The following is a 23,398-nucleotide window of genomic DNA, read 5'->3' as shown; positions in this document are numbered from 1 at the left end:
TCTTCAACGGCAAAGAGTGGAAGGACGCACCCAAGTTACACCGCAGGGTTGCAATACCCCGTGGGCTAAACCTGAAGAGCGCCTTCGTGCTGTAGCTGTAAAGCGTCCAATTCGGGATCAGCTGGGGCGTGTTCTTGGGGTGACACAGAACCCCAAACGTACACTTTGAACCCCGTTTTTTCGATACCTAGTAGACCGTACAAATGAGAACTGGGGGCACTTTGAGCTGGATTGATGATAAACCATTGGTGCTAGGCCTGACCGGCGTGCTCATCCTCACGGGGTACTTTTTCAGGGGCGCTTTGCAAGAAGCGGGAAAGGAGTTTTTTTTGCATCTCAGGCGTCGGAACGCACCTGCACCGCCATCACCTGCAATTGAATCGGCAGGCCAAACTGCCCCGCTCGTTGTCGTGACTGAAGCGCCTGAGGTGCGGCCACTTCCGATTTCAGTGCCGGAGCCGACGCCTCACATTCCCGACTTGACCTTTGAGCAAATCGAAGCGGAGATCGACAAGGCCGCTCCGCTTATGAGGAAGCAGGTAGGTGATCGATACATCGGAATTCGTGTCGATTGGGTTCTGTATCTTCGCGCGGCTTCGGAAAAAGAGGGCAAGTTCCGCGTCCGTCTCTCCCTAGAACCCAATCGGCTATCAAGGGTCACCTGCGGGGTAGATGCGGCCACGTATCCGCAGCTTCGTTTGCTGCACGAGGGTCACCCGTTGCGAGTCTCTGGTGTGATCGAATCATGCGAGCACGGGGACATCGAATTGAAGGACGTTCGATTGACCGTGCTGTCAAACAAAAAGCCCTGAGGTTTCCCTCAGGGCCTTCTGAAAGGTGTACTAAACGGGTGTACTAGTGTTGCTTGCGCCCGTTTTGTAGAGCCTTGAATTACAGGTTTTTTCTACTACTGGTACCGGTGATAGGACTCGAACCTACACTCTGTCGCCAGAAGCGGATTTTGAGTCCGCCGCGTCTACCATTCCGCCACACCGGCATTGCAGCAAGCGATTATGCCGGGTTCAGTGGACCGGGTCGAGCCCCAGCTGGCGATCGGACCGCTGATACTGATCGTGGCCCAGCGGTTGGAACACGGCACAGTGGGTCATGGCACCCGAATAGATGTGCAGGCTGACGGCCACGGCGTCGTCGCTGGCATTGCGGATCGTGTGGTATTCGTGCGGCGGGATCAGGCTGCCGGCGGAACCGGGGCCGGCCTGGATCGATCCGACCGGCTGGAAGCGGTAATTGCCGTCTTCGTCGGCGAGCCGCTCGTACTGCACCACTTCCAGTGCGCCGCTCCAGACGCCTTCCACGCACCACATGCCGCAGTGGTCATGGATGGGCGTGCCCTGGCCTGGACCCCAGGTCATCGCCACCACGCAGTAGCCGTGCTCCTCGCTGCGATACAGCTCGCGACGGGCGTAGCGGCCTGCGGCGGTCTCGAACACGCAGGCGGGAAGTTTCACTTCCTGGCTGCGGATGAGCCGGCACAGGCTGTTGCGCAGGCTGTCGGTGACGGCTCGGGTGGAGTCCTGGGCGACGGCGTTGTCGATCGCGTCGATCAGCTGGCGGGAGCCGGGAAAATCCAGGGTAAGCATGTCGTTCTCGGGTTGCGGTGTAGCCACGCCATCTTAGCAGCGGCGGGCCGGAGGCGCAGGCGGGATCAGAGCCGGCCCAGGAAACCGCCGATGGCGCGGCTGTAGTTGGGAATGTCCACCAGGAACGCGTCGTGACCTTGCGGCGAATCCAGCGCCACGAAGTCGACCACCGCGCCTGCCGCACGCAAGCCGTCGGCGATCTGCTCCTGCTGTTCCAGCGGGAAAAGAATATCGGTGCTCACGCCGATCACCATGGCCTTCTCCACCTGGATGCGCTTGAGGCCTTCCATGACGCCGCCACTACCGTATTCGGAGATGTCGAACCAGTCGCTGGCGCGCGAGAGATAGAGGTAGCTGTTGGGGTCGAAGGTGTGCACGAAGCGACGTGCGTGGCCTTCCAGGTACGACTCCACTTCGAATTCCAGGCCGAAGGGGTTGTCGTCGCGCTGCTCCGGATCGAGGCGGATGCGTGCGAAACGGCCGTTCCATTCCATCGCCGAGCGATAGGTGATCACGCCCAGTTTGCGCGCGATGCTCATGCCATCGATGGGATAGCTATCGTCGCTGTAATGGCCGTTGTTCCATTGCGGATCGAGTCGTATGGCTTCGCGCTGCAGGGAGCGGATCGCAATGGCGAAGGGTTGCGCCTGTGGTGCGGTGTCCACGCTGATGTGCGCACGCACGCTGCCCGGATGCAGCACCATATAGGCCAACGCGCTCATGCCACCCATTGAGCAGCCGATCAGGCATGCCAGCTGCTCGATGCCGAGGCCGGACACGGCGGCGTGCGCGGCGTGGGCCACGTCCTCCAGCGAGAGCTCGGGGAAATCCAATCGGTAGGGCTCACCCGTGGCCGGATTGATCGACGCGGCGCAGGTGGACCCCTTGTCGCTGCCCAGCGAATTCACGCAGATGACGAACCAGCGCGAGGTGTCGATGGCCTTGCCCGGCCCGATCATCGCTTCCCACCAGCCTTCGGACGGGTCTTCGGCGTTGGAGGCAGCATGCGCGCTGGGAGACAGGCCGGTGAGGATCAGTACCGCGTTGTCGCGCGCGGTGTTGAGTTCGCCCCAGGTTTCGTACGCCACGCGCGCCTGATGAAGTTCGCCGCCACGCTTCATGGCGAAAGGCGAAGGAAGGGCGAAGTAGCGGCGCGCATCCTTGGAGTTCGTCTTCATGGGCCAAGTCATCTCGCGCCGGAAGCGGGTTGTCCGCAGGTCAGGAAGAACGTGGGAGTGTACGTTGACACATGCGCTTGGCCATCAATGGACCTTGTCGATGGTTATCCTGACGGGTGTCCGCGTGGAAACGTCGACAACACCCGCATCGCCTTCGAGGTCACCCGCCTGAGGCATGGCCTGGCCGCTCCTGCTGATGCGCGCCCCCACGAACACACGTGCGACCGAGGATAGTTTGAACTGGGGCGTCATGCCCATGGCGTCGGTGAGCGTCACCGTGGCGGGCAGGGCGGCGGCATCGAGTTTCGCGACCGCCAGCGGCATCGGCGGGCCCTCTTCGGCGCGCGCGTAGACGAAGAGCGTGTCGCCCGGCGCCAGCTTGTCCTTCAGGGTCGGAGCCAGGTTCACTTCTACCCTCAGCGCCGGACCCTGGGTGTCGCCTGGCGTTTCGGGCGCGGTCCTGCCCGGATTCCCGGCGCGGGCATCGGCCACGGCAATCTGCTCGGCGACGGCCTTCGCCACGGTCGAACCTGGTTCGAGCTGCGGCTGCAGTTGTCGCCAAGTGGCGGCGGCTTCGCTGTAGTGATCGTGCTGGAACTGGCTGATGCCGAGCAGCCAGAGGCCGCGCTGACTTTGCGGGTCCAGCTTCACCGCGCGCTCCAGCAGTTCCGCGGCGCGGCCTTCGATGCGATGGTCTTCGCGCAGCAGCGAGTCCGCCTCCGCCCAGCCAACCATGGCCACGCCGTTGTCAGCGTCGATCTGCAAGGCGTGGTCGTAGGCATCGCGCGCATCCGCGGGACGACGCATCACGCTATAGGTCTGCGCCAGCAGCATCCAGCCCTGCAGATCCTTGGGTTGCTGGGCCAGGTGCGACTTGAGTTCCGCCACGGCCTGGTCGATGTCCATGCTCTTCGGAGCCTGCGGTACACCATTGAGCACGACGGGCGTGCCCACGGTGAGATAAAGGCCGATGGCAGCCGCGGGAAGAACCAGCGAGAGGATCAGGGCGAGCACGAACACGCGGCGGGAATGCCCCTGCCGGCGGCCGTGCCGCATCAACGGGATCAACAACAGCAGCAACGCCGCGGCGATCATCACCGCAGCGATCAGGAAAAAAGCCAGCTTCACCAATCGTCCCCTTCGTCGTTCGGCTTGTCATCGACGGTCGGTGCCTGCGCTGCGCGCCCGCGCCGCCGGACCGTGACGATTACCACGGCAGCGCCCGCCAGCAGAATCGCCAGCGGTCCGAACCACAGCAATACGGTGCTGCCCTGCACCGGCGGGTCGTACAGCACGAAATCCGAATAGCGATCCACGAGGTACTGCTTGATCTCCTCGTCGCTCTTGCCCTGCTGCATCAGATCAAACACTTCATGCCGCAGGTCGCGTGCCAGATCGGCGTTGGAGTCGGCGAGATTCTCGTTCTGACACACCAGGCAGCGCAGTTCGCGTGTGAGCGCCTGGAAGCGGACTTCCTGCGCGTGGTCCTTGAACGGCAGCGGGTCGATGGCCTGGGCAAATGCGATGCTCGAAAAGAGCAGCAGCCCCCACTGCAGGAGCGCACCCAGTACGCGATGACGATATCTGCGCTGCGTAGGCTTATCGCGCACTGGGTGCGCTCCTGCAGAAAGACTGAGCGCGCTCACGGCGCAGGTTCCTTCGCCAGCGCCGCGATGGCGGGCTTCAGTTCTTTCTCGATCGCTTCGGGCGTCAACGGGCCGATGCGCTTGTAGCGGATCACGCCCTTGCCATCGACCAGGAAGCTTTCTGGCGCGCCGTACACGCCGAAATCGATGGCCGTGCGGCCTTCCTGGTCGGCGATGACCAGGTCGTAGGGATTGCCGTGCTGCGCCAGCCACGCCTTGGCGTCGTCCGGCGCATCCTTGTAGTTGTAACCGATGATCGGCACGCCAATGGACTTGCCCTGCGTCATCAGCACCGGGTGCTCCTCGCCGCAGGCGATGCACCAGCTGGCGAAAACATTGATGAGATAGGGCTTGCCGAGCAGCGTGTCGCGACTGACGGTTTGCGATGGATCGTCCAGCTTCGGCAGCGCGAACGCTGGTGCCGGTTTGTTGATCAGCGGCGAAGGAACTTCGCGCTGGTCGTGCTGCGTGTTCCACCAGATGCCAAAGCCGAACAACACAACGAGCAGCAGAAAACCGAAGAAAGGCAGCAGGCGGCTCATGCGCGCGATTCCTGCAGCGCCGGTGAGGAGACGCCTTGCGTCTGTGCAACGCGCCTGGTGCGGAAGCGACGGTCGGCCGCGGCGAAAAAGCCGCCCAGCATCATCAGCAAGCCACCAGCCCAGATCCAGCGCACGAACGGCTTGTCGTAGAGGCGCAATGCCCAGGCGCCGTCAGGATGCGCACGATCCATCGGTTCGCCCAGCGCCACGTAGAGATCGCGGAACAAGCCCGGATTGATCGCCGATTCCGTTTGCACCTGGCCGCGCGTGTACGTGCGCTTCTGCGGATGCATCACGGCGATCTCGCGACCGCCGCGCATCACCGTCACCGTGCCCTGGTCGCCCTGCCAGTTCGGACCCTGCGTCTGCTGCACGCCATCGAAGCGGAAGTCGTAGCCGCCGATGCTTTCGGTCTGGCCGGGCGCCACGCGCACATCGCGTTCCACGCTGAGCGCGTTGGTCAGCAACACGCCGGCGAGGAACACGCCCACGCCAAAGTGCGCGAGCAGCATGCCGGCCATCTCCGCCGGATAGCGACGGCCCGCCGGCATCTCGCGCCAGCGCTTGAACACATAGAGCAAGGTGCCGAAGCCGCACCACACAGCCGCGGCGGTGCCTGCGATGGCCTTGGTTTCGCCGCTGGTCACAAACCCGGCCACGATCGCGGATGCCACGGCGGCAAGGCCAGCGCGCCCCATCACGCGCTTGAGCAGCGGCGTGTCGCTCTTGCCCCAGCGCAGGTACGGGCCAAACGGCAGCAGCACCACCACCGGAATCATCAACAGCGTGAACAGGAAGCCGAAGTAGGGCGGTCCCACCGAAATCTTGCCGAGGTTCAGCGCATCGCCCAGCAGCGGGAACAGCGTGCCGAGCAGCACCATCGCCGCCGCCACGGTGAGCATCAGGTTGCCGATGAGAATCGCCGTCTCACGCGACACCACGCTGAAAGGCTTGCCGCCCGCCACCTTGGGTGCGCGCAGCGCATACAGCAGCAGCGAGCCACCCACCACCACGGCGAGGAAGCACAGGATGAACAGGCCACGCCTGGGATCGGACGCGAATGCATGCACCGAGGTCAGCACACCGGAGCGCACCAGGAAGGTGCCCAGCAGCGACAGCGAGAACGCGAAGATCGACAGCAGGATGGTCCAGGCGCGCAATCCACCGCGCTTCTCCGTTACCGCCTGCGCATGGATCAGCGCAGCGCCCACCAGCCACGGCATGAAACTGGCGTTTTCCACCGGATCCCAGAACCACCAGCCGCCCCAGCCCAGCTCGGCATAGGCCCACCAGCTGCCCGCCACGATGCCGGCGGAAAGGAAACCCCAGGCTACGTTGGTCCACGGTCGTGCCCAGCGTACCCATGCCTGTTCCAGCTCACCGCCCAACAGTGCGGCGATGGAGAACGCGAAGGCCACCGAAAACCCCACATAGCCCATGTAGAGCACGGGCGGATGGAAGGTCATGCCCGGATCCTGCAGCACCGGATTGAGGTCGCCACCATCGGGCGGCATCGGCAGCAGACGCATGAACGGGTTGGAGGTGAAGATGATGAACGCGAGAAAGCCCACCGACACCAGGCCCAGCACGCCCAGCACGCGCGCCACGAAGATCTCGGGCAGGTTGCGGCTCAAGATCGCCAGAGCGAGCGTCCACAGGTTGAGGATGAAGATCCATAACAGCAGCGAACCCTCGTGCGCGCCCCACACTGCGGCGACACGGTAGTACCAGGGCAGTGCGAGGTTGGAGTTGTCGGCAACGTATTGCACCGAGAAGTCGAACTTGAGGAACGCCCATACCAGCAACAGGAAAGCCATGGTGACAAACACCGCCTGGCCAGTCGCGGCCGTGCGTGCCACTGCCATCAGGGCGCGGTTGTTGCGCCATGCACCGACCAGCGGCAATACACCCTGCGCAAAAGCCAGCAGCAGGGCGAGGATCAGGGCGAGTTGCCCGAGTTCCGGTGTCATTGCGGTTTATCCTGGCCGGCGGTCTCGTTGATCGCCTTGCCCTCGTGCGCCTTGGCCATGGCGTCCTTCAGTTCCTTGGGCATGTACGTCTCGTCGTGCTTGGCGAGCACTTCGGTGGCGATGAAACGCGCGTTGTCCATGTGGCCGGTGGCGATCACCGACTGGTTGTCGCGAAACAGGTCGGGAAGGATGCCGGTGTACTCCACTGGCATCGAGCCGCTGGCATCGACCACGGTGAAGGTGACCTTCAGCGAATCGCTGCTGCGCTGAATCGAGTTCGCCTTCACCATGCCGCCGAGGCGGAAGGTCTTGTAACTGCTCGCCTCGCCGGTCTGCACCTGGCTGGGGGTGAACAGGTAGTTCATGTTCTGCTGCAGTGCGAACACGGTCAGCCCGACCGCGATGACGGCTGCGACGATCACGAGAAGGACGATGGTGAGCCTGCGCTTGCGGGTGGGATTCATAAGACTCTGTAAGTGCCGGTCACGGCGCTGAAGGGTTGCGTTGCTGCCGGACGGCCTGGCGAGCCATGCGGCTGCGCAGTTCGCGCAGGTGGCGGCGACGGCGCAAGGTGGGGCTGACGTAGTCGGCGATCAGCACGATGAAGAACAGCGCGAACGACGGCCACACGTAGGCGGCGTAGCCGCCCATCGCGATGAAGTGATCCCAGGAGAACGGCGTCATGGCGGATTCTTCCGGCCGGTCACGGCGTGTCCCTGTTTTTCGGCGATCTGGCGCACCCAGTCCTTGCCGCTTTCCAGCGAAAGCAGGTCAGTGCGCACGCGGCCGAACAGGCTGGCGATGTAATAGAGCTTGGTGGCGGCCATCATGGTCAGCAGTGGCCACAGCATGTCGCTGCTCATCTTCGAGGGACCGAGGATGCGTACGGTGGAACCCTGGTGCAGCGTGTTCCACCAGTTCACCGAGAAATGCACGATGGGCACATTGATGATGCCGATGATGGCGAGGAAGGCAGCGGCACGCGCGCCCTGGCGACGGTCTTCGAACGAGTGGTACAGGCCGATCACACCCAGATAAAGGAACAGCAGCACCAGCTCGGAAGTGAGCCGCGCATCCCAGGTCCACCAGGTGCCCCACATCGGCTTGCCCCACAGCGAGCCGGTGACCAGCGTGATGAAGGTAAATGCCGCGCCGATCGGCGCCGACTCCATCGCCACCACTTCCGCCAGCTTGATGCGCCATACCAGCGAAATGAACGCGGCGACCGCCATCACACCGTAGATGAACAGGCTCATCCACGCGCTGGGCACGTGGATGAAGATGATGCGGTAGGCGTCGCCCTGCTGGTAATCGGCCGGCGCCAGCACCAATCCGCCGTAGAGACCGACCGCGCACAGCAACAGCGCCAAGGCGAGAGCCCAGGGGCGCACGATGCCGGCGAAACGGTAGAAGTTCGGCGGCGAGCTGAGCTTGTGCACCCACAAGGGGATCCAGTTGGCCATCGTCTTATGCGTCCAAGGCAATGCGGAGTGCGGCGGCGCAGGCCAGCGGCGCCAGCACCAGGGCCATGACCAGCGAGGCACCCAGCCAGGCAACGGGCGCGAGCCACGGCAGACCCTGTTGAGCCGCGGCGACCGCGCCGGCGGCGAAGATCACCACTGGCACGCAAAGCGGCAGCAGCATCAGCGCCAGAAGCATACCAGAGCGCCGCGTACCGGCCGTCAGAGCCACCAGCACGGCACCCAGCAGGCTTAGCATGGGCGTGGCGAGCAGCAACACGTAAACCAGTACCGGGATGACGTCGGCCGGCAGATGCAGCATGCCCGCGAGCAGCGGGGCGACGACGATCAGAGGCAATGCGGTGGTGATCCAGTGCGCGAGGATCTTCATCGCCAGCATCATCGCCAGCGGCTGCGGCGCCAGCATCAGCTGCTCGATCGAGCCGTCCTCGATGTCGCTGCGGAACATGGCATCCAGCGCCAGCAGCATGGCCAGCAGCATGGTCACCAGCACCACGCCACCTGCAATGCGCTGCAGCAGTGCGTCCTCGGGACCGAGGGCAAATGGGAACAGGGTCACCACGATGAGCGCATAGAGCACCGGCATGGCGATATCGCCGCGGCGGCGCCAGGCGAGTGTGAGGTCGCGGCGCAGTACGGCGGCGCAAGCGGTGGCGAGCGTCGCGTGACTCATGCGTGCATGCGTATCCGGGTGGGCTCGCCCGTGAGGAAGCTCACCGCGCCATGGCTGGTGACCAGGGCTGCGCCGCCCTCGGCGGAGTGTTCTGCAAGCAGGCGGTTCACCAGTTCGATGCCGGTGCGGTCGAGGTTGGCATACGGTTCGTCCAGCAGCCACAGGGTGGCCGGCAGCAGCAGCAGTCGGGCCAGCGCTGCGCGCTTCTTCTGGCCGGCGGAAAGCCGGCGCACGGGTTCGTCCTCGTAGCCCGCCAGGCCGATCGCAACGAGCGCGCCGTCGACATCGCGACCCGAGCGGGTGCCGTACGTGCCGGCGGCCACCGCCAGGTTCTCGCGTGCACTGAGATCGGATTTCAGGCCCAGGTGATGACCCAGGAACAAGGTGTCTCCCAGGTGCTCGACGCGGCGCCATGCGTCGCCACGCCAGCTGAGCTCGCCATCGTCCAGCCGCAACAGCCCGGCCAGGATGCGCAGCAGGGTGGTCTTGCCGCTGCCGTTGTCGCCCTCCACCAGCGCGACTTCGCCTTCGCGCACGCGAAAATCCAGCGGGCCGAACACGGGTTCGTCCAGGCGGTAGAAGGAAATCGCCCGCGCTTCCAGAAGGATCGGGACGGTGTCAGACAGGGCACTCATCGCGCGATTGTCCGCAAAGCCTGACAGGCTTGTCCATGCGGCGTGCTGCCGCCAAGGCGGCATGGGCGAAGCGGCCTCTCAGCCGTGTGCCGTTCCGGGCGTCAGTCGCAGTCGCGCGGGCCCCGTAGATTGGCCGTGGACATAGGCGTTCTGCCCAAATTGCAGGCATAGGTCATCGAGCGCCTCCGTCCGCACGCCCACCACGAAAAGACTGGGCTCGCGCCAACCATCCGCGCCTACGCCCGTGCCGGCGCGCACCTGCGTGGCGTCCGGCAACGCTCGCAGGACAGCCAGCAGGTGACGTTGCGCGTGCCGGTTGTGTTGCCTCGGCTGGGGTAGCGAGCCTGGGTTCCAGGCCGTGATGAAGCTCCACGGTTGCCCGTCGATCAGGGCGATCAGTTCGGTGGGTGGTGTGTGGCCGATATGCAGGCTGGCGTGTCCACCGCGGCTCAGGCGCACTCGGTACTCGGTGGCGCGATAGGCCGCGAGCAGCGCCTCATCCATGCTCGGGCAGTGGCGGCAGGGTGGCGCGCAAGGCGGCAACGGCCGCGTCGAGATTGACCTCGCGCGCGTTCACCGAGCCGTGCAACAGCTGCTCCAGCAAGGTGTCCTGCGCGCGCCCTCGTTCGAAGGCATAGGCGTAGGGCAGGTGGGTGAAGGTGACCATGCGGTAGCGCGCCATGAAATGCTGCGGCGCGCGCTCGGCCAGCAGCAGGCCCAGTTCGCGCTTGGCCAGGAAGTGCGGGTCTGCAACCGAGTCGCGCATTTCCACGTAATTTTCCAGCGCCATGGCGGCTATGGCGTTGCTGTTGGGCTGGCGGATCCGCTGGAACTCGGCGAACACGTCGGCGGTATCGCTGGGGGCCTCGGCCAGCAGGGACGCCAGCACCACCGTGTCCTCGAAGCCGCAGTTCATGCCCTGGCCGTGGAACGGCACGATGGCGTGCGCCGCATCGCCGACCAGCAGCGCGCGGCCTTCCAGGTGCCAGTGGTCCAGGTACAGCGTCGACAGCGTGCCGACCGGATGCCCGTCGTAGTCGTTCTCGAAATCGGGAATGAGCGGCAGCAAGTCCGGAAAATCCTCGGCGAAGAACGCCCGCGCCGCTGCTGCATCCGCCACTGTGGAAAAGCTGGGATGCGCGCCCTGTGCCGGAAGGAACAGGGTGACCGTAAAGCTGCCTTCGGTGTTGGGCAGCGCGATGCACATGTAGCCGCCACGTGGCCAGATATGCAGCGCGTGCGGCTCCAGCGCGAACTGGTCGTGCCCGCCGCTACGGTCGATCAGGTCGGCGGACAGGATGCCGGCTGGTGGAATCTCCAGTTCCTTGTAGGCATGGCCCAAGGCCTCGATGCGCTCGCCGAGCGGCGCATGCCGGTTCATCGCGGCGCGCAGGGCAGAGCCTGCGCCGTCGGCGCCAATGACGATGGGAGCATCGATCTCGCGCTTGGTGCCCGCCTCGTCCGCCAGCCGGATGCGTCCCGCCGGGAAATCCGCCGAGACCAGCGATTGGCCAAAATGAAAGCGGACGCCGGCTGCTTCGGCGGCATCCAGCAGCAGCATGTTGAGCGCGCCGCGCGATACCGACCAGATCACCTCGCTGTCGTCGACGCCGTAGCGCTGCAGGCCGGAGCGTCCATCGCGCGTATGCACCATGCGGCCGCGCATCATCACGGCACGTTGCAGCACATCGTCAGCCAGCCCGGCCTGTCGAAGCGCGTGCAGGCCACGTTCGGCCAGTGCGAGATTGATGGAGCGCCCGCCGACGAAACCTGCGATGCGCGGATCCGGGCGCTTCTCGAATACGGCGACCTTGAAACCACGTCCTGCGAGCTGCTGGGCCAGCAGCGCGCCAACCAGGCCGCCGCCGATAAGGGTGATTTGCTGCGCCATGAGGCTCCGCTGAAGTGGTCAACGCGTTGAGCGTCAAGAGTAGCGGGTTTGCCGTCACGCAAGCGACGCGGTTATCCGGCGAGGCCAAAGAAGGTAATCAGGGTCGAAAGACGCTGGATCCCGGCTTTCGCCGGGATGACGTACATGTTTGCCGTGGCGCCCACTTCACCGACACGTCCTTGCTGCGAAAGCAGGACGGAGCGCGAAGTGCGGAGAACGCCCGCAGGGAGGCCCCGAAGGGAGCGCAGCGAGTCACGCAGTGCCTTGGAAACCGGCTTCAGAAACTCATGAAATACCCGCCGTTGACCGGCAGGTTCGCGCCCGTGATGTAGCCCGCATCGTCTGCCGTCAGGAACGCCACGGCGCGTGCGATATCACCCGGCGAACCCAGTCGTCCCACGGGAATGTCCGCGATGATCTGTGCGCGGATGTCCTCCGGCACGGCGGCCACCAGTGCGGTATCGCAGTAGCCGGGAGAAACGGTGTTGACCGTGACGCCCTTGCGTGCGGTCTCCCGCGCCAGCGCCATGCCGAAGCCATGCACGCCGGCCTTCGCCGCGGAATAGTTGGTCTGGCCGAACTGGCCGGTCTGTCCGTTGACCGAACTGAGGTTGACGATGCGGCCGAAACCACGCGTGCTCATGCCCTCGACCACGTTGCGGCACGTGTTGAACACGCCGTCGAGATTCACCCGCATCAGTTCATGCCACTGCTGCGGAGTCATCTTGCGCAGGCTGGTGTCGCGGGTGATGCCGGCGGCATTAACCAGGATGTCCACGCTGCCGTGCCGATCTTCCACGCGCCGGACCAAGGCCTCGCAGCTTTCGAACTGGCTGACGTCTCCCGGTTCGAAAACGACCGCGCCATCCAGGTCGGCCAGCTCATGCCGGAATGCGTGTAGCCGGTCATCGCGCGCGGGCAGGTCCACGGCGATCACCTGACGCCCCGCCTCAGCCAACTGTCGGCAGATCTCGGTACCAAGGCCACCGATGCCACCGGTCACGATGGCCACACGGGGAAGGGCGGAAGTCGTCATGTGAAGGACTCGTGCACATGTCGCAGGGCAGCACGTGTTGTGCTGCAGCGGCGTATGAGACGGAACGGCCGGCGAAGGACGCCGGCCGGATGCTCAGGGCTTCTTGTTGCCGCGGTTGGGCTGGCCCTGGGTCGCGGTGTCGAGCAGGCCGCGCTGCATGTTGCGCCAGGCTTCCATGTTGCGCTCGGTAAGGTCGTTGAGCATCGACCAGGGCGTCTGCCCCAGCAGGCTGTTGAGCTGCGTGCGGAACTGCTGCTGCTGGTCGAGGAAGACCTGCAGGCTGCGCTCCAGATAAGGACCCATGAAGCCCTGCAAGGAGTCGCCGTAGAAGCGGATGATCTGGCTGAGCAGTTGGGGCGACAGCATCGGCTGCCCCTTCTCCTCGTGCTCGGAGATGATCTGCAGCAGCACCGAACGGGTCAGATCCTCGCCGCTCTTGGCGTCACGGACCTCGAAAGTCTCGCTGTCCAGCACCAGCTGACGGACTTCTTCCAGCGTGATGTAGCTGGAAATCTCCGTGTCATAGAGCCGGCGGTTCGGATACTTCTTGATGATGCGGATCGTTTGTGCCATGCACACAAACTAGCAGAAGGTATTGCGGCGCACCAGTCATCCATGCCTTAGGTCATGCTGCACCCGGGAGTGCAGCAATCCTTGAAGATCAGTGACCTACCGCGCCTCCGGCTGCCCCGAATGGAGGCTTTGCCAGCCAGATCACGGGGATGAGCAGCACGAACAGCAGGGCGCAGAGCCAGAAGATGTCGTTGACTGCCAGGGTCAGCGCCTCGCGGTTGACCAGCTGGTCGACCAGGCCCAGCGCCTTCGTCTGGCTCAGTCCGCCCTGCGTCAGGCCGTGCAGCAGGGAAGTGGCGGCCGGGTTGGCTGGCGCCACGTTCTCGGTCAGGTTGGCGTGGTGCATGATCCCGCGGTGCTGCCATAGCGTCACCGTCACTGCGGTCGACACGCTCGACCCCAGCGTGCGGAAGAAGTTGGCCAGGCCGCTGGCGCTGGCGATCTCCTCGGCCGGCAGGCCCGCCAGGTAAATCTGGTTGAGCGGGATGAAGAAGCAGGGGATGGCGATGCCCATCACGAAGCGCGGCAGCACGAGCGTGGAGAACGAGGCCGAACTGTCGAAGGTGGAGAACCAGTACGAGGTCGCCGCGAACACCACGAAGGCGAAGGTCACGATGACGCGAAGATCCATCTTCTGCATGTTGCGCCCGAGGATGGGCGACAGCAGGAAGGCCAGGATGCCCACTGGCGCAGTGGCCAGGCCGGCCCACGTCGCGGTGTAGCCCAGCGTGGTCTGCAGCCATAGTGGAAACACCACGTTGATGCCGAAGAACGCGAACATGCCGAGCGAAAGCGCGATCACGCCCGCGGTGAAGTTGCGCTTGCGGAACAGGCCCAGATCCACCACCGGATGCTTGGCGTGCAGCTCCCACACCACCAGGAAGACCAGCGAGATGAGCGCGATCAGGCCCAGCGTGGTGATCAATGGCGAGGCGAACCAGTCATGGTCGTTGCCGTTGTCCAGCATGAACTGCAGGCAGCCCACGCCGCCCACCAGCAGCACCAGGCCGACCACGTCGATGGGCGACTGATAGGTCTTGGTTTCACGCTTGCGCAGCAGCGACCAGGTGATCGCTGCAGCCGCCAGGCCCACTGGCAGGTTGATGTAGAAAATCCACGGCCAGGAGAAGTTGTCGGTGAGCCAGCCACCGAGGATCGGGCCGAAGATCGGGGCCACCACCACCGTCATGGCCCACAGCGCGAGCGCGATGCCCTGCCGTGCCTTGGGATAGCTCGCCAGCAACAGCGTGAGCGACAACGCCACCATGGGGCCTGAGCCCGCGCCCTGCATCAGTCGCGCGAACACCAGCATCGGCATCGAGGTGGCGAGGCCGCAAAGCATGGAGAACACCACGAACAGCATCACCGAGACCACGAAGGTCTTCACCTCGCCGAAGCGGCGCGCGATCCAGCCGGTAAGCGGCTGCATGATGGCGCTGGCGAGCGAATAGGAGCTGATCGTCCAGGTGCCTTCACTCGCGCTCACGCCCAGGCTGCCGGCGATGTGCGGCACGGCGACATTGACGATGGTCATGTCCAGCACCTCCATGAAGGTGCTGAACGCGACCGCGATGGTCAGCAGGACAAGGGCCGAGCCATGAAGCGGCGGCAGCGGCTTGGCGTCATCGGGGGAGGTGGCCATGGTGGATGCGTGCGCCTGTCAGTTCGCGTTGCGCTGGCTGAGATTGGCCTGGATGATCTTTTCCGCTTCCCCGTCGGCCTTGGCCGCCATCTGCTCGTAGACGCTGGTCTGCGCAATGGGCTGGCCGTTGCCGGCCGGCGCCATCATCGCGCCCTTGTCGTCGGTGATATCGACGGTGACTTCGGTGGAAAGACCCACGCGTAGCGGATGCTGGTCCAGTTCCTTGTCGTCCAGTGCGATGCGCACCGGCACGCGCTGCACCACCTTGATCCAGTTGCCGGTGGCGTTCTGCGCGGGCAGCAGCGAGAACACGCTGCCCGTGCCGGCGCCCAGGCCGATCACCTTGCCGTGGAATTCCACGCTGCCACCGTAGACGTCCGATTCAATCTTGGCCGGCTGGCCCACGCGAATGTGGCGCAGCTGGTTTTCCTTGAAGTTCGCATCCACCCACAGGTCGTGCAACGGCACCACCGTCATCAGTTGCTGGCCAGGCTGCACGCTGTTGCCCAGCTGCACGCTGCGCTGCGCGACGTAACCGGTCAGCGGTGCATAGATGTCGTTGCGTCGCGCGGCGATCCAGGCGGCGCGGAAATTGGCCCGCGCCTGCTCGACGGACGGATTGTTGGCGATCACCGTGCCTTCAATGGCGGCATGCGCGGCGGAAGCCTGCGCCTGCGCGGCATCGTAGGCAGCCTGCGCCTGATCGACGCCGTCGCGCAGATGCTGCACCACTTCCGGCGCCTCGGCTTGTTCGGCAATCAGCGGCTGGCGACGGGCGAGATCTGCCTGGGCCTTCTTCAGGTCCACCCTGGCCTTGGCCACCTGCGCGTCGGCGCCACTGGCCGAATCGGTCTGCTGGCGTACCTGGCGCACGGCCTGCGCGAGCGTGCTGCTGGCCTGCTGCAGACGAACCTCGGCATCGGTGTTGTCGAGCTTCACCAGGATCTGGCCCGCTTCGACGCGCTGCGTATCGTCGGCGAGGATGGCGACGACGGTTCCCGGCACCTGTGCGGAAATCGCGACCTGGTTGCCGCCGACATAGGCGTTGTCGGTCTTCTCGCGCCTGGAGAACACGAACAGCCACAAAGCCAGCCAGATGGCGCCGCCGAGGATGAAGACGAAGGCAACGATCAACAGCGCGCGACGGCGCTTGGCCGGATCCTTGGCGGCCATGCCGTTATCGTTTTCCTGCTGCTTCTTGCCGCTCTCGTTCTGCGGCTTTGTGTCAGCGTCAGTGGCGCTCATGCGTGGCGTCTCCGGAAGAGTTCGAAGGGGAAAGTGAGGTGTCGGTGCTTGCGGTCTGTTCCGGCGTCACGGCGCGATAGCCGCCGCCGAGTGCCTTGATCAGCGAGACATCGGTGGACAGCGCCTGTGCATGCAGGTTGACGTCATCGTCCTTCTGCTGCAGCAACTGGGCCTGCGCAGCCAGCGTTTCGCGCACATCGCTTACGCCGCGGCGCGCGCGTGACTGCGCATTGGCAAGCAGCGCCTGATTGGCGCTGACTTCGCGCGCCTGCTCCTTGCGGCGACCTTCGAGTTGCTGGGCGGTGAGGCTTTGCGTCGCCACGTCGCGTGCCGCGCTGAGCACGGTGCTGTTGTACTGCGCAACGGCGGCGTCGAGTTGGGCCTTGCTGACGCCGTAGTTCGCTTCGAGCAACCCGCCCGTGAAGATCGGCAGATGCAGTGCCGGCGTCAGCGCGAATACGCGGTTGCCCGCATTGAACATCTTGTCCAGATCGATACTCGAAAGCCCTGCCATCGCGCTGATGCTGATATCCGGGTAAAACTCGGCGCGTGCCACATCGGTCTGGCGAAGCGCGGCTTCCACTTGCCAGCGGCTGGCGGCGATATCAGGACGCCGCGCGATGAGGTCGACGCCCGCATGGTCCGGCAAGCCGCCGTTGGCATCAGGCAGTGCCCGCGGCTGCAGCGACGGCAGTTCGGCCGGCGCCACGCCGACCAGACTCGCCAGCGCTGCCTGCCGGATGCGTGCGGAGCTTTCGATGGCTACCAGCATCTGTCGCGTCGCGGCCAGCTGCGCTTGCGCGGACTGCAACGTATCGGGGCGGTCGATGCCCTGGTGCACGCGCAGCGTTGCGATATGGACGAGTTGTTCCTGCGTCTTGACCGCCTCTTTGGCGATTCCGGCGCGGGCCTCGTCGGCGAGCCAGCCAAAATAGGTATCGGCCACCGTACTTTGCAGGGCGAGTGCGGCGGCACTCTGCTGCGCCTCTGCCGCGTGGCCCTGGTCGATGGCCGATTCGATCGTCGCGCGCTTCTTGCCCCACCAGTCGAAGTCGTACTGCGCCTGCACGCCGATATCGCCTTGGTTGTACCAAGTGAAGCCGAGGAACTTCGGTGGGATCAGGCCGTTCTCGCTGAGTCGCTGGCGCTCCACCTGCGCGCTGCCGTTGACGCTGAGCCCCGACTGCGCGGTCGCCACGCGAACCGACTGCTCGGCCGAATTGACGCGCGAACGCGCCTGCTCGAGATCCGGCGAATCCTTCATGGCCATCGCCATGAGCCGGTCCAGCTGCGGATCGTTGTACTGGCGCCACCATTCGGCTTCGGGCCATCCGGCACGCGGGCCAGCCTCCAGCCCCGCCAGCGGTACGTCATCGCGTATCGCCGGGTGATTGAGCTTGGCTGGAATCGAACAACCGGCCATGGCAACGGCTATCGCGCAGGCAAGCCATGCGTGTCGGCCAACGCCGTGGCGTATCAAGCGGTGTGGAATCATGGACTGAGGTCCGATTGAGTGAGCGAATCGATGTTGACCGCGATCTGGCGAAGCAGCCGGTCGAGCGTGCGCTTGTCGCTGGCGGTCAGTGACTCAAAGGCGCCGCGCACCTTGGGATACAGCGGCGGAAGCAGTTTTTTCACGAGACGTCTGCCCGTGGCGGTGATGCTTAGCACGACGCGTCGCCGATCTTCGGCATCGGCGGCACGGGTCACCAATCCAGCCTTCACCAGGACGTTGGCAATGCGCGTCATGTTGGTCGCGCCTTGCTGCGCGTACTCGCACAGTTCCGTGGGGCTGGCACTGCCCGTGGGGCTGCTGTAGATCATCATCAACGTGCGGAAGTCGCTGTCATGCAGGCCATACGGCTTGAGGTTCCGCTCAAGCTCATCGAGCAGCGTGCCGCCTACCAGCAACAGCAATCGTGTAAGCACGACTTCCTGATGCGGAAAGTCGGCCAGGCTTTCGCCGGCGCGGGAGACACCTTCGTCCATGTGCTGGAGACACTCGGGCATTCGCTTCATTTCATTGAAGGATAGTTCGCCAGTGAAGTAATTAGGCTAGCACTGGTCCTGCGAGTGTCGCAAGGGTCTTCAGAAGCGAAACAGTCCGCGTGCGTTGTCGGTGGTTGCGTGAGCGACGACGGAAGCATCCACCCCGCGAAGTCCTGCGATAACCTCCAGTACTTCCACAAGGTTCGCTGGCTCGTTGCGCTCGCCGCGATGGCATGCACCGGGCTGGTCGGGTGCATCGGTTTCGAGCAACAACCGTTCCATGGGCATGGTCGCGACGACGTGACGAAGTCGTTGTGCGCGTTCGTACGTCACGGGCCCACCAATGCCGAGGTGAAAGCCCAGTTCCCACAGCTTTTCCGCCTGTTGAAGGCTGCCCGAAAAGCTGTGCACCACGCCGCGCAGGCCTCCGATACGCTTCATCGTCGACGTCACTTCATCCATCGCGCGACGCGCGTGGACGATGACGGGAAGATCGAAATCGCGTGCAATGTGCAGCTGCTGCACGAAATATTCGCGTTGCGCGGCCGGGTCGAGTTCCGGTAGGAAGAAGTCCAGCCCGATCTCGCCGACGGCTACTGCATGATTCGATTCCAGATACGTGCGCAGGTCGTTGAGATGTTCGCGGCGATGCTGTTTCAGGAATATCGGATGCAAGCCGTAAGCGGGAAGCGCCTGCGGGCGCTTGTTGCACAGATCGGCAATGCGCGTCCACGACGCCTTGTCTATGGCCGGCACGACGATATGACGGATGCCGGCGCGACCCGCGCGCTCGAACATGGCGTCGCGATCGCCGTCGAACCCGGCGTCGTCGATATGTGCATGGCTGTCAGTGAGTTCGAGCACAGATTACTGGGTCCTGTACCGTGAAAATGGCTGGCTTCGATCTAAGCGGGCATTCAGTGAACCAGCGGTTCAATGGCGGCACGTAGGATCGAGTCAGGCGGATGCGGGGTGCTCCGCTGATCCACATAGGAGAGCATTATGAACAAGTTGGTTGCTTCAGCGCTGCATGCAGGCATCGGTGCTGTGTTGATTTGTGGCCTTGCGGCGTGCAATCGCGACGCCAATGCCGATGGCGGCGTGGATGGCACGGCGCAGCAGGCAGGACAGTCGGGTGCGAAGTACGCCCGCGTGGTTAGCGTGACGCCGATTCGCGATCAGGCGACGGCACCGCAGCAGGTGTGCCATGACGAGGTCGTCACGACGCACAAGCCCGTGCAGGACACTCATCAAGTCGCGGGTACGGCTATCGGCGCTGTTGCTGGCGGCTTGCTCGGCAACCAGGTAGGCGGTGGCAAGGGTCGCACGCTCGCCACGGTGGCGGGTGCGGTTGGCGGTGGTTATGCCGGCCATGAAATCCAGAAGAACCACCAGGAGAATGCGACGCAGCAGACGACGCAGCGCAAGTGCTCCACGGTGCCGGGCAACGGCGGCGACAAGGTGGTGGCGTATGACGTGAGTTACGAGTACAACGGCGTCACTCGCACTGTACGGATGGATCACGATCCGGGCGACAAACTGCAAGTACAGGAAGGTGTGGTAGCCGTTTCCGACGCTCACTGAGGATTCACGCCATGCAGACATTGCTTAGACATGCGGCTGTCGTTGGACTGATTTCCGTTCTGACGCTTCTTTCTGGTTGCGAAACGCCGCCACAGCGTCAGGTGGTGTACAGCGGCGCCTCTAATCGTTGCGAGCAATGTGGCGTGGTAAGTGACGTGCGCCAGATCGAGACACAGAAGGGTTCATCACCGCTTGGCATGGTCATCGGCGGCATCGCCGGTGGCGTGCTGGGCAACCAGATTGGCGGCGGCAGTGGCCGCACGCTGGCCACGGTGGCCGGCGCGGTGGCGGGCGGTGCGGTCGGCAACCAGGTCGGCAAGAACAGCGGCGGTCCGGACGTTGCCTGGCAGGTGACCGTCAAGCTCGACGATGGCCGTTACGCCACCGTGACCCAGGCGGCAGATCCGCAGGTTCGCCCGGGTGACTACGTGCAGATCCGCAACAATTTGATCTACAGAATGTGATGCATGCGGACGTATAGACGTCCAAATGAAAAGGCCCTCTAGCGAGGGCCTTTTTTTATGGCTTGTATTGGCTGTCAGTTGACGGCGTAAAACGCATGATCGCCGATGGTCCTGACCACGCGCCGCGTGGACCACGTCGGAGATACCGCGAGCGTGGCGAAGTGATCCGCCTGCGGGACATAAACCGTGCGCTCGCCCTTGGGAAGGCTCCAGTTGCTTATGGAATCGCCGGCGATCTTCCACGCCTTGGTCCACGAGTTGAGGTCGTTGACCTCGAAACTGCTTGCGGTAGTGGTCAGCGCGAACTGGCGAGGGGATGTCACCACTTGGCAGACGTTTCCGCCCCAGGTGCCGCGGTCGCGGCGACGTAGGGCTACTTCGGCCACCGCATATTGCCCGATGGTCGACTCACTGCGTGCCTCGAGATACACCGTCGTGGCCAGGCAGGTCTGGTCCGCGAGGGGCTGGGGTAGCACGGACGCTAGCCACAGCAGCATGGAAAGTTTCATTGTCTGCCTCCAACGTGCTGTACGCGCTAGGTCGATGCTGCTGACTTCGTGCGCCGTTGCGGTGGACGGGCGGGCAGGCCGTTCCACCTGGATGATTCGCCTTAGCCGAAACTTGTGGCCAGGCGTTTTGCCACGGGATTGTGGCCAGTCGAGTGGCTGATCCGGTGCCACTCTTGGTGTTTGTGCTGCAAAGGCTTTATTCGGGTACTGACGACCACGTTGCCTGCAACTGCGTCCGCGCTCATGGCGGGAAATACACCGGCTGTCTGCCGGGTCGCGCCGATCCGGACCCTTCCGGTTCGTCGCGTATGTCGACACCCTTGGGCGGTGGGTGTCGCTTGACTTGGCTGGCGGAGACTAGTGGTCGGTTTTCGATCTGGCAAGTGCCTGGGCGTATGGGTTCACATTTCGCTCACATTGCGGATGACGATCGCGAAACCTTGCATGCTTGCTTCGATCATGCAGACCAGCTCTCCACGATATGCAAGTGAATACTGTCTTCAGAGAGTGCAAATGTTGCGTTCTCCAAAGAGCTCACGAGTCCGTCGTCGATGACGGCAAGCGCCCAGTTGCGCGCGTCGTGAACCGCAACATCGAGCAACTGGATGGCTGCCTTGTCGCCTTGGCTCAGCACGGTGCCCCTAGTCAAAAACTGCGACAATACGACGCAATGCATATGTCGCTTGTGGCCTCCGCGGTAGTGGAGTCGCGCCACGATTTCCTGTCCTGGATAGCAGCCTTTGTCGAACGCGACCGCTTGCAATCGCTCAAGGGATAGTGCGGGCGGAAGCAATTGGTCAAGTACGTTGTCGGGCAGCCATGGCCAGCCCGCCTGGATCTGCATCGCACGCCATGCGCCGTCGCCGATGTTGGCGCCGACGACCAGGCTGTGGTTGCCACAACCCAATACATAGGCGCCTCCTTCACGAGTGACAGCGTAAACCTCCTGCGTCGGGCCGGTGGCAAGCGTGGTCGCGGGGAGTGCGGTGAGCTTGAGCCTGGAGCGGAACACGAAGCGCTCTAGCGCCTGGGCCATCGACGCGGCATCACCGCCGCGCAATATCACGAGCAATTGATCGTTGGCGATGCGGGCCAGATGAAAAAGTGCAAGCACTCGACCCTGTGCATCCAGCCATGCGCTGAATTGCCAGCGCCCGACGGCGAGCGAAGAGACATTGCTGCTGAACTGGGATTGGGCGAACGCAATGGCGTCCGCACCTTCGATCGACAGGGTTTGGGCAACGTAGTGTTCGGTCATAGATGAGCGAGGTAAGGGCGGGCCATGCCGGGTGCAAGTGGGAGGCCTTACTGTCAGACGATCACTCCGCCGTCAAGGTTGTGCTGCATTTACGCAAGTATTACGCTTTTACAGCTTTCACATACCATGTCCGATACGTCCTCCCAAACAAAGTCCTCGCCGGCTTCCGTTCCAGCGGAACAAGCACCCGTGCCCGCCGTCCCGGCAACGGAAAGGACCCCGATGGAGCGACCGGCGCCGGATCCCACCCGCTATGGCGATTGGGAAAAGAACGGACGCTGTATCGACTTCTGATGTTCGCCGCGCCGGCTCATTGCGCCGGTGTCGTCGGAGATAGGGAAGGGCGGTAAAGGGCATCAGCGATTCCACCCAGGATAGCCGCCATGGCAGACACGCAACGACCGCTCTCTCCCCATATGGGCATATATAAGTGGCAGGTACAGATGGTGACATCCATCGTGCACCGCGCTACCGGCATTGCCCTTTCCGTCGGAACACTGATCGTGCTGTGGGGCGTGTTCTCCCTCGCCAGCGGCGAAGCCAGCTATCTCCAGTTCAAGACCTGCATCGGCAGCCCGATTGGCCAAGTACTGATGTTCGGCTGGACCTGGGCACTGTTTTATCACCTGTGCAACGGCATTCGTCACCTGTTCCAGGACGGCGGCATGGGTTACGCGATCCCGCAGTTCATCCGCTCCAGCTGGCTGTCGATCGTCGGCAGCGTGGTGCTGACCCTCATCGTGTGGGCCTACATCCTGACCTCCGGAGGTGCGGCATGAGCGCGAACGGTCAGCAGCATGATGTGCGCACGCAGTTGCGCAACCCACTCAAGCGCGCGCGCGGCCTTGGTTCGGCGCAGTCGGGCGTTGGTCATTGGTGGACGCAGCGCATCACCGCGACGGCGCTGGTTTTTCTTGCGCTCTGGTTTGTCGTGACCGTGCTGGGCGCGCTGCACGCGGACTACGCCACGGCGCGAAGCATCGTGGCGAAGCCGTGGAACGCCGTACTGCTGGTGGCCTTCGTGCTCACCGTGTGCTGGCACGCCGTGCTCGGCCTGCAGATCGTGATCGAGGACTACGTGCACACGCGCTGGAAGGAAGTCGCCCTTCTCGTGCTGGTTAAATTCTTTGCGGTGCTGGGCACCTTGGCCACGTTGATGGCCGTGCTGCGCGTGGCGCTGGGAGCCTGATTCGATGGAAAGCTACAAGATCCAACAGCATAAGTATGACGTGATCGTGGTCGGCGCCGGTGGCGCGGGCCTGCGCGCCACCTTCGGCTTGGCCGAGAAGGGCCTCAAGGCCGCGTGCATCACCAAGGTGTTCCCGACCCGCTCGCACACCGTGGCGGCGCAGGGCGGCATCTCGGCGGCGCTTGGCAACATGGGCGAGGACGACTGGCGCTTCCACTTCTACGACACGATCAAGGGCTCCGACTGGCTCGGTGACCAGGACGCGATCGAGTACATGTGTCGCGAGGCGATC

At 63.9% G+C, this 23,398-nt stretch carries 29 protein-coding genes and 1 tRNA gene; 7 read left to right on the top strand and 23 right to left on the bottom strand.

What is annotated here, in order from left to right; genetic code table 11:
* The first annotated feature begins 221 nt into the window (after positions 1 to 221).
* The gene (locus VFG49_RS02610) at positions 222 to 812 is read left to right on the top strand and encodes a hypothetical protein (RefSeq protein WP_324857944.1); all 591 of its coding nucleotides are present in this window, start codon (positions 222 to 224) and stop codon (positions 810 to 812) included.
* A gap of 99 nt (positions 813 to 911) precedes the next feature.
* On the opposite strand, the gene VFG49_RS02605 is transcribed toward VFG49_RS02610, so the two are convergent.
* The 21 genes from VFG49_RS02605 to VFG49_RS02505 all read right to left on the bottom strand — a co-directional run bounded on the left by VFG49_RS02605 (position 912) and on the right by VFG49_RS02505 (position 18,966).
* A tRNA-Leu gene (locus VFG49_RS02605) sits at positions 912 to 997 on the bottom strand.
* 25 nt (positions 998 to 1,022) lie between these two features.
* Entirely contained in the window at positions 1,023 to 1,601 is a 579-nt protein-coding gene (locus VFG49_RS02600; RefSeq protein ID WP_324857943.1) for a cysteine dioxygenase family protein, read from the bottom strand.
* 65 nt (positions 1,602 to 1,666) lie between these two features.
* Positions 1,667 to 2,779, bottom strand: coding sequence for a homoserine O-acetyltransferase MetX (gene metX / locus VFG49_RS02595; protein ID WP_324857942.1), 1,113 nt, complete (start codon positions 2,777 to 2,779; stop codon positions 1,667 to 1,669).
* Positions 2,780 to 2,863: 84 nt separating this feature from the next.
* Positions 2,864 to 3,907 (bottom strand): tetratricopeptide repeat protein, encoded by a 1,044-nt coding sequence (locus VFG49_RS02590; RefSeq protein WP_324857941.1) that lies wholly within the window; start codon positions 3,905 to 3,907, stop codon positions 2,864 to 2,866.
* Positions 3,904 to 4,347: a cytochrome c-type biogenesis protein gene (locus VFG49_RS02585; protein ID WP_414649032.1), complete on the bottom strand. Its 444-nt coding sequence runs from the start codon at positions 4,345 to 4,347 to the stop codon at positions 3,904 to 3,906. Before VFG49_RS02585 ends, VFG49_RS02590 begins: the two co-directional genes overlap by 4 nt.
* 74 nt (positions 4,348 to 4,421) lie before the next feature.
* Positions 4,422 to 4,967: a DsbE family thiol:disulfide interchange protein gene (locus VFG49_RS02580; protein ID WP_324857940.1), complete on the bottom strand. Its 546-nt coding sequence runs from the start codon at positions 4,965 to 4,967 to the stop codon at positions 4,422 to 4,424.
* The gene (locus VFG49_RS02575) at positions 4,964 to 6,937 is read right to left on the bottom strand and encodes a heme lyase CcmF/NrfE family subunit (RefSeq protein WP_324857939.1); all 1,974 of its coding nucleotides are present in this window, start codon (positions 6,935 to 6,937) and stop codon (positions 4,964 to 4,966) included. The genes VFG49_RS02580 and VFG49_RS02575 overlap by 4 nt, the downstream gene beginning before the upstream one ends.
* A complete protein-coding gene (gene ccmE / locus VFG49_RS02570) occupies positions 6,934 to 7,401 on the bottom strand; it encodes a cytochrome c maturation protein CcmE (protein WP_324857938.1) in 468 nt (155 codons plus the stop codon). The genes VFG49_RS02575 and ccmE overlap by 4 nt, the downstream gene beginning before the upstream one ends.
* 19 nt (positions 7,402 to 7,420) lie before the next feature.
* Entirely contained in the window at positions 7,421 to 7,621 is a 201-nt protein-coding gene (gene ccmD / locus VFG49_RS02565) for a heme exporter protein CcmD (protein WP_324857937.1), read from the bottom strand.
* Positions 7,618 to 8,400: a heme ABC transporter permease gene (locus VFG49_RS02560; RefSeq protein WP_324857936.1), complete on the bottom strand. Its 783-nt coding sequence runs from the start codon at positions 8,398 to 8,400 to the stop codon at positions 7,618 to 7,620. Before VFG49_RS02560 ends, ccmD begins: the two co-directional genes overlap by 4 nt.
* 4 nt (positions 8,401 to 8,404) lie before the next feature.
* Complete coding sequence (ccmB, locus tag VFG49_RS02555) at positions 8,405 to 9,091, bottom strand: heme exporter protein CcmB (protein ID WP_324857935.1); 687 nt, start codon at positions 9,089 to 9,091, stop codon at positions 8,405 to 8,407.
* Positions 9,088 to 9,726: a cytochrome c biogenesis heme-transporting ATPase CcmA gene (gene ccmA, locus VFG49_RS02550; RefSeq protein ID WP_324857934.1), complete on the bottom strand. Its 639-nt coding sequence runs from the start codon at positions 9,724 to 9,726 to the stop codon at positions 9,088 to 9,090. Before ccmA ends, ccmB begins: the two co-directional genes overlap by 4 nt.
* Positions 9,727 to 9,804: 78 nt before the next feature.
* Positions 9,805 to 10,230: a DUF3293 domain-containing protein gene (locus tag VFG49_RS02545; RefSeq protein ID WP_324857933.1), complete on the bottom strand. Its 426-nt coding sequence runs from the start codon at positions 10,228 to 10,230 to the stop codon at positions 9,805 to 9,807.
* Positions 10,223 to 11,617: an NAD(P)/FAD-dependent oxidoreductase gene (locus tag VFG49_RS02540; protein ID WP_324857932.1), complete on the bottom strand. Its 1,395-nt coding sequence runs from the start codon at positions 11,615 to 11,617 to the stop codon at positions 10,223 to 10,225. Before VFG49_RS02540 ends, VFG49_RS02545 begins: the two co-directional genes overlap by 8 nt.
* A 277-nt stretch (positions 11,618 to 11,894) precedes the next feature.
* A complete protein-coding gene (gene phbB, locus VFG49_RS02535; RefSeq protein WP_324857931.1) occupies positions 11,895 to 12,653 on the bottom strand; it encodes an acetoacetyl-CoA reductase in 759 nt (252 codons plus the stop codon).
* A gap of 93 nt (positions 12,654 to 12,746) precedes the next feature.
* The gene (gene phaR, locus VFG49_RS02530; protein ID WP_324857930.1) at positions 12,747 to 13,226 is read right to left on the bottom strand and encodes a polyhydroxyalkanoate synthesis repressor PhaR; all 480 of its coding nucleotides are present in this window, start codon (positions 13,224 to 13,226) and stop codon (positions 12,747 to 12,749) included.
* 88 nt (positions 13,227 to 13,314) lie between these two features.
* On the bottom strand, positions 13,315 to 14,868 hold the full coding sequence (locus VFG49_RS02525) for a DHA2 family efflux MFS transporter permease subunit (RefSeq protein ID WP_324857929.1): 1,554 nt from the start codon (positions 14,866 to 14,868) through the stop codon (positions 13,315 to 13,317).
* An 18-nt stretch (positions 14,869 to 14,886) separates the two neighbouring features.
* Positions 14,887 to 16,113, bottom strand: coding sequence for an efflux RND transporter periplasmic adaptor subunit (locus VFG49_RS02520; RefSeq protein ID WP_324857928.1), 1,227 nt, complete (start codon positions 16,111 to 16,113; stop codon positions 14,887 to 14,889).
* Positions 16,100 to 17,608, bottom strand: coding sequence for an efflux transporter outer membrane subunit (locus VFG49_RS02515; RefSeq protein WP_324857927.1), 1,509 nt, complete (start codon positions 17,606 to 17,608; stop codon positions 16,100 to 16,102). The genes VFG49_RS02520 and VFG49_RS02515 overlap by 14 nt, the downstream gene beginning before the upstream one ends.
* Positions 17,605 to 18,123: a MarR family winged helix-turn-helix transcriptional regulator gene (locus VFG49_RS02510; protein ID WP_324857926.1), complete on the bottom strand. Its 519-nt coding sequence runs from the start codon at positions 18,121 to 18,123 to the stop codon at positions 17,605 to 17,607. The genes VFG49_RS02515 and VFG49_RS02510 overlap by 4 nt, the downstream gene beginning before the upstream one ends.
* A 78-nt stretch (positions 18,124 to 18,201) precedes the next feature.
* Positions 18,202 to 18,966 (bottom strand): TatD family hydrolase, encoded by a 765-nt coding sequence (locus VFG49_RS02505; RefSeq protein WP_324857925.1) that lies wholly within the window; start codon positions 18,964 to 18,966, stop codon positions 18,202 to 18,204.
* Positions 18,967 to 19,104: 138 nt separating this feature from the next.
* Between VFG49_RS02505 and VFG49_RS02500 the strand changes: the two genes are divergently transcribed.
* Together VFG49_RS02500 and VFG49_RS19200 are read left to right on the top strand one after the other, a co-directional pair.
* Positions 19,105 to 19,686: a glycine zipper 2TM domain-containing protein gene (locus VFG49_RS02500; RefSeq protein WP_324857924.1), complete on the top strand. Its 582-nt coding sequence runs from the start codon at positions 19,105 to 19,107 to the stop codon at positions 19,684 to 19,686.
* A gap of 11 nt (positions 19,687 to 19,697) precedes the next feature.
* Positions 19,698 to 20,150, top strand: coding sequence for a glycine zipper 2TM domain-containing protein (locus VFG49_RS19200; RefSeq protein WP_414649029.1), 453 nt, complete (start codon positions 19,698 to 19,700; stop codon positions 20,148 to 20,150).
* Between the two features lie 74 nt (positions 20,151 to 20,224).
* On the opposite strand, the gene VFG49_RS02490 is transcribed toward VFG49_RS19200, so the two are convergent.
* Positions 20,225 to 20,659, bottom strand: a complete 435-nt coding sequence (locus tag VFG49_RS02490; protein ID WP_324857923.1) for a cell wall hydrolase — start codon at positions 20,657 to 20,659, stop codon at positions 20,225 to 20,227.
* A gap of 457 nt (positions 20,660 to 21,116) precedes the next feature.
* Entirely contained in the window at positions 21,117 to 21,917 is an 801-nt protein-coding gene (locus VFG49_RS02485; protein ID WP_324857922.1) for a folate-binding protein, read from the bottom strand.
* Positions 21,918 to 21,941: 24 nt separating this feature from the next.
* Between VFG49_RS02485 and VFG49_RS02480 the strand changes: the two genes are divergently transcribed.
* From VFG49_RS02480 to VFG49_RS02465, 4 genes are all read left to right on the top strand, one after another.
* Positions 21,942 to 22,211 carry a succinate dehydrogenase assembly factor 4 gene (locus VFG49_RS02480; protein ID WP_324857921.1) on the top strand — a complete coding sequence of 90 codons (270 nt, stop codon included), beginning with the start codon at positions 21,942 to 21,944 and terminating at the stop codon, positions 22,209 to 22,211.
* Between the two features lie 89 nt (positions 22,212 to 22,300).
* On the top strand, positions 22,301 to 22,696 hold the full coding sequence (gene sdhC, locus VFG49_RS02475) for a succinate dehydrogenase, cytochrome b556 subunit (protein WP_324857920.1): 396 nt from the start codon (positions 22,301 to 22,303) through the stop codon (positions 22,694 to 22,696).
* Positions 22,693 to 23,106 carry a succinate dehydrogenase, hydrophobic membrane anchor protein gene (gene sdhD / locus VFG49_RS02470; RefSeq protein WP_324857919.1) on the top strand — a complete coding sequence of 138 codons (414 nt, stop codon included), beginning with the start codon at positions 22,693 to 22,695 and terminating at the stop codon, positions 23,104 to 23,106. Before sdhC ends, sdhD begins: the two co-directional genes overlap by 4 nt.
* A 4-nt stretch (positions 23,107 to 23,110) precedes the next feature.
* A partial coding sequence (locus VFG49_RS02465; protein WP_324857918.1) for an FAD-binding protein occupies positions 23,111 to 23,398 on the top strand: 288 nt, incomplete at its 3' end.

The sequence above is a fragment of the Dyella sp. genome, assembly GCF_035685885.1.
Taxonomy (GTDB): Bacteria; Pseudomonadota; Gammaproteobacteria; order Xanthomonadales; family Rhodanobacteraceae; genus Dyella.
The sequence above is the reverse complement of the archived record's forward strand: the minus strand, read 5'-3'. Positions and strand labels throughout refer to the sequence as shown.

What these genes read in the sequence shown, in the direction of transcription:
- VFG49_RS02600 (WP_324857943.1), bottom strand. Translation starts at nt 1,601, where the DNA reads ATGCTTACCCTGGATTTTCCCGGCTCCCGCCAGCTGATCGACGCGATC.
- metX (WP_324857942.1), bottom strand. Translation starts at nt 2,779, where the DNA reads ATGAAGACGAACTCCAAGGATGCGCGCCGCTACTTCGCCCTTCCTTCG.
- VFG49_RS02580 (WP_324857940.1), bottom strand. Translation starts at nt 4,967, where the DNA reads ATGAGCCGCCTGCTGCCTTTCTTCGGTTTTCTGCTGCTCGTTGTGTTG.
- VFG49_RS02575 (WP_324857939.1), bottom strand. Translation starts at nt 6,937, where the DNA reads ATGACACCGGAACTCGGGCAACTCGCCCTGATCCTCGCCCTGCTGCTG.
- ccmE (WP_324857938.1), bottom strand. Translation starts at nt 7,401, where the DNA reads ATGAATCCCACCCGCAAGCGCAGGCTCACCATCGTCCTTCTCGTGATC.
- ccmD (WP_324857937.1), bottom strand. Translation starts at nt 7,621, where the DNA reads ATGACGCCGTTCTCCTGGGATCACTTCATCGCGATGGGCGGCTACGCC.
- VFG49_RS02560 (WP_324857936.1), bottom strand. Translation starts at nt 8,400, where the DNA reads ATGGCCAACTGGATCCCCTTGTGGGTGCACAAGCTCAGCTCGCCGCCG.
- ccmB (WP_324857935.1), bottom strand. Translation starts at nt 9,091, where the DNA reads ATGAGTCACGCGACGCTCGCCACCGCTTGCGCCGCCGTACTGCGCCGC.
- ccmA (WP_324857934.1), bottom strand. Translation starts at nt 9,726, where the DNA reads ATGAGTGCCCTGTCTGACACCGTCCCGATCCTTCTGGAAGCGCGGGCG.
- VFG49_RS02545 (WP_324857933.1), bottom strand. Translation starts at nt 10,230, where the DNA reads ATGGATGAGGCGCTGCTCGCGGCCTATCGCGCCACCGAGTACCGAGTG.
- VFG49_RS02540 (WP_324857932.1), bottom strand. Translation starts at nt 11,617, where the DNA reads ATGGCGCAGCAAATCACCCTTATCGGCGGCGGCCTGGTTGGCGCGCTG.
- phbB (WP_324857931.1), bottom strand. Translation starts at nt 12,653, where the DNA reads ATGACGACTTCCGCCCTTCCCCGTGTGGCCATCGTGACCGGTGGCATC.
- phaR (WP_324857930.1), bottom strand. Translation starts at nt 13,226, where the DNA reads ATGGCACAAACGATCCGCATCATCAAGAAGTATCCGAACCGCCGGCTC.
- VFG49_RS02525 (WP_324857929.1), bottom strand. Translation starts at nt 14,868, where the DNA reads ATGGCCACCTCCCCCGATGACGCCAAGCCGCTGCCGCCGCTTCATGGC.
- VFG49_RS02520 (WP_324857928.1), bottom strand. Translation starts at nt 16,113, where the DNA reads ATGAGCGCCACTGACGCTGACACAAAGCCGCAGAACGAGAGCGGCAAG.
- VFG49_RS02515 (WP_324857927.1), bottom strand. Translation starts at nt 17,608, where the DNA reads ATGATTCCACACCGCTTGATACGCCACGGCGTTGGCCGACACGCATGG.
- VFG49_RS02510 (WP_324857926.1), bottom strand. Translation starts at nt 18,123, where the DNA reads ATGCCCGAGTGTCTCCAGCACATGGACGAAGGTGTCTCCCGCGCCGGC.
- VFG49_RS02500 (WP_324857924.1), top strand. Translation starts at nt 19,105, where the DNA reads ATGAACAAGTTGGTTGCTTCAGCGCTGCATGCAGGCATCGGTGCTGTG.
- VFG49_RS19200 (WP_414649029.1), top strand. Translation starts at nt 19,698, where the DNA reads ATGCAGACATTGCTTAGACATGCGGCTGTCGTTGGACTGATTTCCGTT.
- VFG49_RS02490 (WP_324857923.1), bottom strand. Translation starts at nt 20,659, where the DNA reads ATGAAACTTTCCATGCTGCTGTGGCTAGCGTCCGTGCTACCCCAGCCC.
- VFG49_RS02485 (WP_324857922.1), bottom strand. Translation starts at nt 21,917, where the DNA reads ATGACCGAACACTACGTTGCCCAAACCCTGTCGATCGAAGGTGCGGAC.
- VFG49_RS02480 (WP_324857921.1), top strand. Translation starts at nt 21,942, where the DNA reads ATGCCGGGTGCAAGTGGGAGGCCTTACTGTCAGACGATCACTCCGCCG.
- sdhC (WP_324857920.1), top strand. Translation starts at nt 22,301, where the DNA reads ATGGCAGACACGCAACGACCGCTCTCTCCCCATATGGGCATATATAAG.
- sdhD (WP_324857919.1), top strand. Translation starts at nt 22,693, where the DNA reads ATGAGCGCGAACGGTCAGCAGCATGATGTGCGCACGCAGTTGCGCAAC.